Raw genomic sequence first — 1,505 nt, forward strand, 5'->3', positions numbered from 1 at the left:
CCACCACGGCCATCGTGGACTTGGGCTACCGTGGTGTGGACGCGGAGATCGCGCCCATCGAGCTGATTCACCGAGGCAAGTCCAAGCGGCTGACGGACAAACAACGACGATGGCTGAAGCGGCGCCAGGCGGTCGAGCCGGTGATTGGGCACGTCAAGCAGGATCACGGGATGCAACGCTGCTGGCTCAAGGGATCAGAGGGTGATGCCCTGCACGCCGTGCTGTGCGCGGCAGGCTACAACCTGCGCTGGCTGCTGCGGGCCATCGCCCGCAAGGGCCTGAAGGCCATTTTTGCGCCTGTTTTATGGCTGGCCGTGCTGGCCGCATGGCTCGTCTCAGCGCTGGGGCAGGCCCGCGATCATGCAGTTATGGCCTCAAATTGAATTTTGCAAGGCCGACTGCTGAGCATCGCCCAAGCCATGCGCGCATTCTTGGCCGCAATGGCCACCACCGCTTTCCAGTAGCCTCGCCGCTCGGCCACGCTTTGCGCCCAGCGGCTCAATCGATCCGTCTTGTTCTTGCTGCTGACCAGCACCGCTCGGGCGCCCAGGATCAACAAGCATCGCAAGTACGAGTCGCCCGTTTTTGTGATGCGCCCCAGCCTCTGTTTGCCACCCGAGCTGTACTGCCCGGGCACCAGGCCCAGCCAGGCCGACACTTGCCGGCCGCACTTGAAGTCATGGCCATTGCCAATGCTGGCCAGCAAGGCGCTGGCCGTGGTCGGGCCGATGCCGGGCATGGCCATCAGCTGGCGGCCTCGCTCGTCGGACTGCGCCATCACTTTGATATGCTGGTCGTACTCGGCAATGCGCCCGTCCAGGTGGTGCAATTCGCTCAGGCTGTCACCGATGGCGGTGTTGGCCCAGCCGGGCAAATCTTCCAGGTGCAGGCCCGCTTCGCGGCGAACCACTTCGGCCTTGAGCGGCAGCACGATGCCGAACTCCGACAGCAGGCCTCGGATGCGGTTGATCGTGGCCGTGCGTTGCTCAACGAACCCTTGCCGCACTCGGTGGATGCTCAACCGCCCTTGGGCGTCTTCGCTCTTGATCGGCACGAAGCGCATGTGCGGGCGCTGTACTGCTTCGCAAATGGCCTGCGCGTCGGCCGCGTCGTTCTTGCCTTTGCGCCCAGACAGCCGGTACGGCGCCACGAACTTGGGCGCCATCAAGCGCACCGTGTGGCCAAAGGCCTGGAACTGGCGCGCCCAGTGGTGCGCACCGGAGCACGCTTCCATGCCGATCAGGCACGACGGCAACTTGGCGATCATCGGCAGCAGCGCGTCTCGCTTGACTGCCGGCTTGATCAACACCGCCTTGCCCGCTTCGTCGATGCCGTGAACTGCAAAAACGTTCTTGGCCAAATCAAGGCCGATTGCAATAATGCTCATGACTTCCCCTTCCGAATGAACCGTTGATGGAGACTTCGCACTTCCCATCTTGGTCCTTCAAGACCGTTTCCGCCAATACCTGGCGGATAGTTCGGGACGGGGAAGTCCCTTTCATTCG

2 protein-coding genes are annotated in these 1,505 nt (G+C 63.1%); one reads left to right on the forward strand and one right to left on the reverse strand.

From position 1 onward, the window contains the following. The coding region (locus tag Q7V20_RS16855) for a transposase (protein WP_304793760.1) at nucleotides 1-383 on the forward strand (383 nt) is incomplete at its 5' end. On the opposite strand, the gene Q7V20_RS16860 is transcribed toward Q7V20_RS16855, so the two are convergent. Beyond that, nucleotides 359-1,387: an IS110 family transposase gene (locus Q7V20_RS16860; protein ID WP_304793763.1), complete on the reverse strand. Its 1,029-nt coding sequence runs from the start codon at nucleotides 1,385-1,387 to the stop codon at nucleotides 359-361. The two genes, Q7V20_RS16855 and Q7V20_RS16860, sit on opposite strands and share 25 nt — an antisense overlap. Between the last annotated feature and the right edge of the window lie 118 nt (nucleotides 1,388-1,505).

The sequence above is a fragment of the Aquabacterium sp. genome, assembly GCF_030652515.1.
Classification (GTDB): Bacteria; Pseudomonadota; Gammaproteobacteria; order Burkholderiales; family Burkholderiaceae_C; genus Aquabacterium.